We start from the raw sequence: 9,676 nt of genomic DNA, 5'->3' as shown, positions 1-9,676 counted from the left end.
TTGTATTCAATAAAAAACAGAATGGGAGACAACAACGCAATAAAAATTTTAATTGTGGATGACAAAAAGGAAAACCTGCTTTCTTTACAAGTCATCTTAGCTGATCGTGGTTATCAGTTTGTTGAAGCAACATCAGGAAAAGATGCCCTTCGGATTCTGTTGAAAGATCAGGATTTCGCCATTATACTTATGGATGTGCAGATGCCTTTGATGGATGGTTTTGAAACAGCTGAATTAATACGGCAGAGTGACAAGCTCATGCATGTACCAATTATTTTTCTGACCGCCAATATGAATACGAACGAGTATATTTTTAAAGGCTATCAGTCTGGTGCGGTTGATTATATGATTAAGCCACTGGCCCCTGAAATTTTGCAGGCTAAAGTGATGGTTTTTACCGAACTATTTCGAAAAAATCAGGAGCTAAAAAAGAAGGAAGAAGAGACTCATGCTCTTAACGAAATTATTTTAAAGGCCAATGCCCAACTTGCTTCGCAATATGAAGCGATAGAAAAGCATGCAGAGGAACTTAAAAAGAAAAACATGGAGCTTGATGCCTTTACATACATATCAAGTCATGATCTTCAGGAACCACTTAGAAAAATCCAGACTTTTGCAAATCTGATTTTGTCAAACGAATACCCTAATTTATCAGAAGACGGCAAAGCCAAGTTTAACAGGATTCTTTATGCATGTAACAGAATGCGTGAACTTATAAATAGCCTTCTTGCTTTTTCACGAGCCACTCTTGATGACAGAAAGTTTGAAGAAGTAGATCTGGATGTCGTTATTAATGATGTAAAGGCAGCATTACATGAAAATCTTCAGGAAAAAAATGCAGTAATCGTGACTGATTTTAATGAAACTATAAAGGTTATTCCGTTTCAGTTTGTTCAGTTAATGGAAAACCTTGTTCATAATGCAATTAAGTTTGCACAGGCTGAAGTCCCCTTACAAATTACCATAAAAAGCTGTTTTGTAGATGGCTCTGAATTAGATTTTGATTCATCTGCTGAACTTAAGTATTGTCATATCAGTTTTGCAGATAACGGAATAGGATTTGAGCAGGAGCATAACGAAAAAATATTTGGTGTTTTTCAAAAATTGCATAGCCGCGATTTGTATGAGGGAACCGGTATTGGACTGGCCATTGTTAAGAAAATAATTGAAAACCATGGTGGTTTTATAAATGCCACTGGAGAACCCATGAAGGGAGCTACATTCAATATATATATACCTTCTTAATGCATTTCCAAAATGTATCTAAAATAAAACCATTAGTTTTTTTGCTAATGGTTTTTTATAAGTCTAATATTGGAAATTTCGAGGATGGTTAACAGGATCTGTTTCTTCAAGATCCTGATCTATATCATATTCAAGATCGAGAAGGTCTTTATTAGTATTTTCTGTTGTAAAATCATTTATATCCCTGTCATTTTCATCATAATCTTCTTCCAGATCATCGTCTATGTCATTTGAGGCAATATCATCTGATTCATTTTCATAAAAATTATTTACCCCTTCATCTTCATTATTGACAATATCATCATCCTGATTTAGAATTTCTTCATCATCATCATTTCCTTTTTCGTATTCATCTGCATAACTTTGATTAACTAAGTCCTGGTTCGTTATATCCGAAACAGGTTTCATATCATCTTCCGGATGATGAAAATTACGAACATCCCGACCGTAATTCTCTTTGTTTTGTGTTGTCATATTAAAAGATTTAAATTATTATGGCCTTTAAAAGTGTAAAATCAAAAGTACTATCAAAAAAAAATTAAAGGTTATAGAATTTTAATTGTTAATTATATAATTTTTAGTGTTTTAAGTGAATTTCGGCTTCTGATTCAATCTGCTGAGAATGATAATTATATAAGTCGGAATGGGTATTTTGTAAGTTTTATTGTCAGTATTTTAAAATATTTGCTGAGTAACTTTATTTTTTTGAATACCTGCCAATAAAGTTTATAACCATCTATCAAATAAATGACTTATGAATAAAAAAGGACCCATAGTAATTATTGAAAACAAACAGGGAGATCGTAAGTTATTTATAGAAGTCTTTTCTGAATTGAATTATCCAAATCAGATAATCTATTTTAACAACCCGGAAACTGCCTGTAATCATTTATTGCGACATAAAATCAAGCCGTTTCTTTTCTTTTCGGATATTGTTTTGTTGAATGTTATGAATCATAAAGTGGTTGAAAATAACCATGATAATGTAGGGACATTGTTTAATTGTCCTTATCTGTTTTTTACAACATCATTTAATCAGACTTACGTAATTGATCCTTACTCAATACCTATTCAGAGTTATTTTACAAGGCCTTATGATTACCTTGAATTCAAAAAAATGATAAAGACAATAATTGACTACTGGTTAAAATCAAAGTCAGTCATTCAGCATTCTAAAAAAACGACAAAGACCAAATCGTAATTTTACTAAAAAGAAGGGCACCAAAATGGTGCCTTTTGTTATTCAGGTAAGTAAATATGCACAGCAGTTCCCTGATCTACTTTACTAAATACTTTTATAAAACCTTCGTGGTTGGCAACAATTTTCTTTACAAGCGTTAATCCTAAACCACTTCCATGATATTGATCATTGTTGTGTAATCTATAGAAAGGGTCAAATATTTTAGTTGCATATTCCTGATTAAATCCAATACCATTGTCACTTACCGTAATTTTTACATAATTGCTGTCTTTCTTTGCGTCAATTTCAAGTATTTCCTCAGTCAAAGGCTGCGTTGTTTCAATTTTAATTTCCGGTATAATATTTTCTTTGGTGTACTTGATAGCATTAAGAATTAAATTTGTAAAAAGCTGTTGTATCTGATGGGATATAATATTTAATTGTGGAAGAGGTGAAATAGTAATTATGGCTTCCTTTTCTACAATAGAATCTCTGATATCTGCAATTGTTTTTTTCAAAACAATATTTAGATCTGTTTTTTTATATTCTTTCTTTACAAAGGTAATTTTTGAATAATTAATTAGGTCGGCAATTAACTGACTCATGTTGGTAACTGAGAACAGTACTCTTTCGAGATTATGTTTTGCAGTTTCGCTCAAACCTTCTTCATTTTCAAAAATTCTTTTGCAGAACATATGAATCTTTCGGAGTGGTTCTTGTAAATCATGACTTGCTGCAGAAGTAAAAGCTTCAAGCTGCTCGTTATGTTTTTGTAATTCAATATTTTTATTTGTCAGTAATTCATTTGTGGCTACTAAATCTGTAATATCTTCCAGTGCCAGAAGAATTAAGCCTTCAGGAGTTGAGTCAGCTATAAGGCTTGCATTTACTATAATGGTTTTTTTATTGTTATCCGGGCAGGTAAGATCTAATTTTAAGTTGTCTATAGAGAATTCAGCATTAATTTTAATCAATTGTTCCTTAAATTCAGGAATATCCCATTGGCAATTTCCAATTTCAAAAAGACTGTGACCCTCAGTAATTTTATCCCTTGTATTAAAGTAATCGTAAAATGCAGGATTAGCACTTTTAATAATAAAGTCTTTACTTATAACTAATAGCGGCTCACGAATGGTATTAACAATTAATTCGGAATAATTGCGCATGGATATAAGCTGTTTCTGACGATCTATGAGTTCGTCATTAAGGCACACTAATTCTTCATTGTTTGACTGAAGTTCTTCAGTTGTCGTTTCAAGTTCTTCATTCATCGCCTGCAGTTCTTCACCACTGCTCAGTAATTCTTCATGGCTTGTTTGTAATTCTTCAAAAGCAGTTTGTTGCTCTTCTGTAATTCTTTTTATGTTTTCCCTTAACTGTGTCAGTTCCTTCTCGAGTTCATTAATACGTTTTTGCGCAGATTTATCATGCAGTTTTTTATCTGAATCAGGGAGTGGCATCTTATAAAAAAGAACCATAAGGTGTTCATCGTCATTTGGAAGTAAAAATATTTCGAAAGAAATCTGGTAGGGATGTCCGTTAACCTTAATATCGTCTTTCCTGACGTTTTCTTTTTCTTCTTTTATTTTTGAAATAGCATTCTGTAATTCGAATGAAATACCTTCACGTGCCATTTTTAAAATATTAAAATTTGGTTTTCCTGGTGAAGGCGATAAAAATGGACTCGTGTCACCATGAAAATGTACAATGTCAAGGTTTTTATTGATAATGACACTGGCCGGCGTATATTTCGTTAGTAAGATTTCTGAAGTAATTTTTCTGAAATCATCTTCCGGGGATGCTTTCATTTCAGATGTATGCGGTTTTACCTGCAAATTACCAGGAACCGGTTTAAATAACTGCGTCGTATATCTTCCAGGTACAAACTTACGCGCATATATTCTTTCATGTTTTTTTATGCTCTCAAATAAATCCGGAGAGTGGGTTACTGATTCTGATTTTCCCAGAAATAGCATACCTTTTTCTTTTAAGGAATAATGAAAAGTACCTAAAACTTTATTTTGCAGGTAAGGATCAAAATAGATAAGGGTATTGCGGCAGGTAATTAAATCGATTCTTGCAAATGCAGGATCTTTCACAAAATTATGAACAGCAAAAATACACATGTCGCGAATGACTTTATTAATATGGTAATTGCCCTCGCTTTTAGTAAAATAGTTTTGAAGCCTTTCTTCTGAAACGGTCTGAACATCCTGGTAAGAGTATATGCCGGATCTTGCTTTTGTAATACATTTTTCTGATATGTCAGAAGCAAAAATCTGTACCTTAATATCGTTGATGTTGTTTTTTAAAAAATATTCATGAATAAAAATGGCTAGAGAGTACGCTTCTTCTCCTGTAGAGCAACCTGCTACCCAGATTCGTAAGTTGTTATTTGTGATGTTTTTGATTAATGATGGAAAAACGGTTCTGGAAAGATTTTCAAAAGCATCCTCATCTCTGAAAAAATAGGTTACATGAATTAAGAAATCATTAAATAAGAGATCCTGCTCATTTTTACTGTTTCTTAAAAAATTATAGTAATCTTCAATGGTGTTTTTTTCAGCCAGAACCATCCTCCGCGCTATACGGCGTCTTATCGTAGGATGTTTATAATGCCTAAAATCATTACCTGTCCTTGAAAAAATAAGGTTGATGATTTGTAAGATGGTTTCCTCGTCATTTCCCGGGATATGTTCTTCTTCTGTATAACCATAATTTGAAATATAACTGTTTTGTATTTCCATCAATTGTGACGGAATTTTTTCAGGAGCCAGAATATAATCGGCGGCATCAGTATCTATAGGGCTCTGAGGCATTCCTTTGTAAGCTGCCGTTTCAGGATCCTGGACTATTGTAGCACCTCCTAGTTCTTTAATTTTTTTGAATCCTGCGGTACCGTCAAAACCAGTTCCCGAAAGTATAACTCCAATGGCAAAAGTCCTGTATACATCAGCAAGTGATTCAAAAAAAACGTCGATGGTATTATTTCGTCTTTCGTTTCGGGTTCTCTGCTTAAGTCTTAATGCCCCTTCTTCTACTATAAGAAGGTTATTCTCAGGAATAACGTAGATATTATTCGGTAAAAGAGTTATATCGCTAATTATTTCATGTACAGGTATAGGTGAGTATTCTGATAGAATTTCTGTAAGACTGCTGGGATAATCTGGTGATAAGTGCTGAACAATAACATAAGCCATTCCTGAATCTGGCGATATTGCTGAAACTATTTTTTTAAAGGCATCCAATCCTCCTGCAGATGCACCAATACCAACAATTGGAAATTTTTTGGCTGTATATCGGATTTCATCAGTTTCGGTTACTTTCATGGGAAATTTTTTCAACAAAGATAACCAGTGTTTTACTATAAAACTAAAGCTTTTACAGTCAAGTGGGAATTATGTAAGATTTAAGCTTAAAAAATATAAAATTATGATGTAAGTCATAACAGTATGTTAAAATCATGATAGATTCAAACAATATTCTTCAAAATCGTTTTCATGGTTCCAAAATCGTTTGGTTTAATATAATAACCAGCTGCACCCAGATCCTGAAATTTATTTTGAAAATCCGATGGAATTGAGGTAGAAAGTATTATCACGGGTATATCCTTTGTTAGTTCTTTTTTATTCATTTCAACTAACAACTCCATGCCATTCATAACAGGCATATTAATGTCAAGAAAAATAACATCTGGATGTATTTCATTACAGACAAGTTTCTGTAAGGCCTGAACAGGATTATGAATTGCAGTGTAGGAGGCAGTAGCTGATACTTCTTCCAGCGCTTCCAGAAAGAAATCACAGTCATCATAATCATCATCAATCTGCAAAATATTTTTATATCTCATAATTGTTTTGATTGAATTATTTCAAATAATTAATTTAAAATTATTTTTAAAAGTAGATTCAACCGTTAAATTATATAGAAGAGTAGAATTTTTTCATAATAAGAAATTACAGTTTATAAATCTTTAAATAGTTGGAATTACATTAATCGATCAGGATTTTAATCGAATCTTTCTGATGTAAGAGTGCTTCCTTTTGATCTCTTGTATAGTCTTCATCATCACAATGAGGAGAGCAATTACTACTTATAAGGGAGATAAATACAACGATTAAAATAATGGTTAAGTACGATTTTTTCATAAGGTTTTAATTTGACAAGTCAATTAATTCCTATAAAAGTATTCTGCATAATATTTTTAAATTTATATAATTCCGTTATAATGTTATATAATACCCATATATGCAGATGCCTTCACTTTTATTTTCTGGAAAATAACCCTGTAAATGCAAATGATTTACAGGGCGTTTGATAATAAAAGTATTAATGCTAATTTGATTCTAAATAAGTTTTAAAATTTAAAAGATCATCTTTTACCATTTTTTCAAAATAGGGATTAAGAAGTTTTGCGGCGCCTTCGCCTGCAATTCCAAGTGGAGCATGATAAGAGATGGTCACGATTATTTCTGTGCCTTCACCACTAGGTCTGAAAACAACCTTACCTGCGTTCTTAATAGAAGAATCAGGCAGCGAATTCCAGCTTATAAGCCTTTCTTTCTCGTCTTTAACAATTTCAGCTATCCATGATAATTTTCCAATTCCTGCCGGACCTTTAGCTGTCCATTTAGAAGTGGTATAGCTTAATGGTTTAACTGAATCAAGATGATTCATAAACTTAGGTAAGTTTTCAAAATCACGCCAAAAAGCATAAACTTCACTTATGGGCTTATTGATTATACTGTTAATTCTGATATTAACATTTGAAGCTTTATCGTTTTTTAAATGATCAACGGCATCATATATTGGGCAGTAACCCGACAATCCCCTTAACAGCATGGTGCTTCCTGTTCCAATTTGGACTGCACTTTTCTTTTCCTGAGTTAAGCCTTTGTACAATAAGTATGTTCCGCTGGTAATCATTGCAATTCTTTCCAAAGCTGACACATTGGTTTTAAGCTTTGATTTTCTTTGCACCTGTGTAGGTGTAAATGTGGTAGTTTCCATAATTTTATCTTTTTTGTTTTACTTATCTATTTGACTATTTGTAGTTTAATATTAAAAATAAGAAGTATATGAAATTTTGATTTATACTATTTTGCAGATTAATTACAAAATTTACCCTGTTGCCGTATATTCATAATAGCTTCGGCTTTGAGAGACAAAATAAATACAAATGAAAAAACCGCTCTGGAGAGAACGGTTTGGCTTTATTTTAATTGGTTAAAGATCTCTGTCCCGATATAGGTTCCTTTTATTTTTTACACTATCATCTTCATCCAAATCATCATCGTCATCGTCTAAATTATCATTTTCCAGATCATCTTCATCCAGATCGTCTGTTTCATCGTTATCATCAAACAGATCCTCCTCTTCTTCTAATTCGTCTGCATCTGTAAAATTTTCGTCTTCCAGTTCATCAGGATCTATATCGTCCGGATCTCTGTAATCTTCGTCGGGATCTTGTTGATTATAAATATTTTGTTCTTCGTTATTTGTAATCGAATTATCTAATACATTTGATACGGAGTCGTCATCTTTGTATTGTGTCTTGTCTTGAAAATACAGGTCACTTTGATCGTAATTTTCTCTTTCATCTCTACTCATGATAATTAATTTTGAGGTTATAGTACTAAAGTACAGTTACTGGAAATCAAAAGATTACATCACAAGGGTGCTGTGATTACATAATTTACAGAATATTATCTTATTTTAATCGATTGGGAAAGTAAGTGGATAAGCGGCCATAATCAAATAAGAAATTATAATGATGCTCATAACAAAAATAAAGACAGTTAGCATGGTCAATAACATGGTAGAATATAAATATTCACCTTTTTGAAGTAGTGAATGCGTTTGTTTGTATTTCCAATAGGATAACAAAATGGTAATTGCTCCCGTAAATACTAAAGCAATTCCAAGAAATATTGTAAATCCGTTTTTCGGAATTGTTGAATCCTTAAAAAACGAAGCTGGTAATTGATTTACAAACAACGAAAATTTTACAATCACGAAACCAAATACCATAATTCCGATACCCGTGCGGATCCATGACAAAAAAGTTCTCTCATTTGACATATGTTCATTAATCATTTTTTTATTTTGTTTGTCCACAGCACAGATTTAGCTTAGTTATTTTCTTTTATCTCATTTCCTTCAACCCAGTTTAACGCTTCATTAAAAGATGCTTTTTTATAACCGCGGAATTCTCCGGGTGCGATATAGCTAAATTTATTAGTAAATGAAATGGCATTTTCAGAATCGGTTACAATTGCTGCCCTGTTCCATTTTCCCAGGTTTTTAAGACCAATTATAGCGTCTTCCATCCACGCGGCGGTAGTAAAATTTTTAATTTCAGTATCTATTAGAAACAAAAAATTGATTTGATCAATTTGCCTTACCAGTTTTTCAACAGCCGGTTCAATGACAGTTTTGTAATCATTTTTAGTTACTTCGCCTGTAGCTCTGAAAGCGACGATATTATCTGGAGCATCTAATATTTGTATCATTTTAGTTCTAAATTTCAAAATTACGGATTGAGTTTTTTAATTGTAAAATGTTGCATGCCAGGTTTATAGATAAAAAAATATTTCATTATAAAATTATACGACACTTTAAAAATTGATAAAATTAATTTGAGATTGATATATGTTGAAGCTACTCAAATAAGACTAATCTGGTCATGGAATAAAATGTTGTAATCTTATTTAGTGAAAGCTTACAGCATTTTATTAATTTTTACAGACTTGATATGCTGTCAATAATAAGTTTTGCAGTCTTATCAATTGCTTTCAATACAATTTCTTCAGGATTACCCTCAAAAACTTCGCGATGATTTATCTTTTCAGAGGGAGTTATAATATAAAAGAAAATGGTCCCTACTGGCTTTTCTTCTGTTTCACTGCCACCCGGACTAGTTAATCCGGTGATAGCAACTGTTATTTTCGAATTGAATATTTTGGATGCTTGCTGTGCTAATGCCTGGGTGACTTCTGCTGACTCCGGAGTGTATTTTTCAATAATCGTATGGGGAACATTCAGGATTTGTTCTTTAACAAATATATCGTAACACACAAGACCGCCCCTCAAAATTTCTCCTGAATGTGTAGTCATCGCAAATTCTGCGCTCATTCTGCCGGCAGTAGCACTTTCTGCAAAAGCAATATTCCATCCTTTTGATGCTATTGCTTTACTGCACTTCATAACAATATCTGATGGCATATTATTGTTTTTGATTCATAAAATATT

General features: G+C 32.5%; 10 protein-coding genes. 2 read left to right on the top strand and 8 right to left on the bottom strand.

Features of this window, described 5'->3' with window-relative positions:
• Complete coding sequence (locus tag GXM16_RS06920; protein ID WP_163393666.1) at window positions 1–1,245, top strand: sensor histidine kinase; 1,245 nt, start codon at window positions 1–3, stop codon at window positions 1,243–1,245.
• A 63-nt stretch (window positions 1,246–1,308) separates the two neighbouring features.
• On the opposite strand, the gene GXM16_RS06915 is transcribed toward GXM16_RS06920, so the two are convergent.
• Window positions 1,309–1,719: a hypothetical protein gene (locus GXM16_RS06915; RefSeq protein WP_163393665.1), complete on the bottom strand. Its 411-nt coding sequence runs from the start codon at window positions 1,717–1,719 to the stop codon at window positions 1,309–1,311.
• 280 nt (window positions 1,720–1,999) lie between these two features.
• On the opposite strand from GXM16_RS06915, the gene GXM16_RS06910 reads away from it, so the two are divergent.
• The gene (locus GXM16_RS06910) at window positions 2,000–2,446 is read left to right on the top strand and encodes a response regulator (protein ID WP_163393664.1); all 447 of its coding nucleotides are present in this window, start codon (window positions 2,000–2,002) and stop codon (window positions 2,444–2,446) included.
• 38 nt (window positions 2,447–2,484) lie between these two features.
• Here the strand turns inward: GXM16_RS06910 and GXM16_RS06905 are convergent, their stop codons facing one another.
• The 7 genes from GXM16_RS06905 to GXM16_RS06875 form a co-directional block, all read right to left on the bottom strand.
• Window positions 2,485–5,754, bottom strand: a complete 3,270-nt coding sequence (locus GXM16_RS06905) for a CheR family methyltransferase (protein WP_163393663.1) — start codon at window positions 5,752–5,754, stop codon at window positions 2,485–2,487.
• A gap of 143 nt (window positions 5,755–5,897) precedes the next feature.
• Window positions 5,898–6,275, bottom strand: coding sequence for a response regulator (locus tag GXM16_RS06900; protein ID WP_163393662.1), 378 nt, complete (start codon window positions 6,273–6,275; stop codon window positions 5,898–5,900).
• A gap of 485 nt (window positions 6,276–6,760) precedes the next feature.
• Window positions 6,761–7,435 carry an SRPBCC family protein gene (locus GXM16_RS06895; protein ID WP_163393661.1) on the bottom strand — a complete coding sequence of 225 codons (675 nt, stop codon included), beginning with the start codon at window positions 7,433–7,435 and terminating at the stop codon, window positions 6,761–6,763.
• 216 nt (window positions 7,436–7,651) lie between these two features.
• Window positions 7,652–8,035 (bottom strand): hypothetical protein, encoded by a 384-nt coding sequence (locus GXM16_RS06890; protein WP_163393660.1) that lies wholly within the window; start codon window positions 8,033–8,035, stop codon window positions 7,652–7,654.
• Between the two features lie 105 nt (window positions 8,036–8,140).
• Window positions 8,141–8,521 carry a YidH family protein gene (locus GXM16_RS06885; RefSeq protein ID WP_163393659.1) on the bottom strand — a complete coding sequence of 127 codons (381 nt, stop codon included), beginning with the start codon at window positions 8,519–8,521 and terminating at the stop codon, window positions 8,141–8,143.
• A 35-nt stretch (window positions 8,522–8,556) separates the two neighbouring features.
• Window positions 8,557–8,937: a SpoIIAA family protein gene (locus GXM16_RS06880; protein ID WP_163393658.1), complete on the bottom strand. Its 381-nt coding sequence runs from the start codon at window positions 8,935–8,937 to the stop codon at window positions 8,557–8,559.
• 229 nt (window positions 8,938–9,166) lie between these two features.
• Complete coding sequence (locus GXM16_RS06875; protein WP_163393657.1) at window positions 9,167–9,649, bottom strand: CinA family protein; 483 nt, start codon at window positions 9,647–9,649, stop codon at window positions 9,167–9,169.
• Between the last annotated feature and the right edge of the window lie 27 nt (window positions 9,650–9,676).

The sequence above is a fragment of the Flavobacterium limi genome, assembly GCF_010645075.1.
Lineage (GTDB): Bacteria > Bacteroidota > Bacteroidia > Flavobacteriales > Flavobacteriaceae > Flavobacterium > Flavobacterium limi.
Note: the sequence above shows the minus strand (reverse complement) of the source record. Positions and strands in the feature narration are given on the sequence as shown.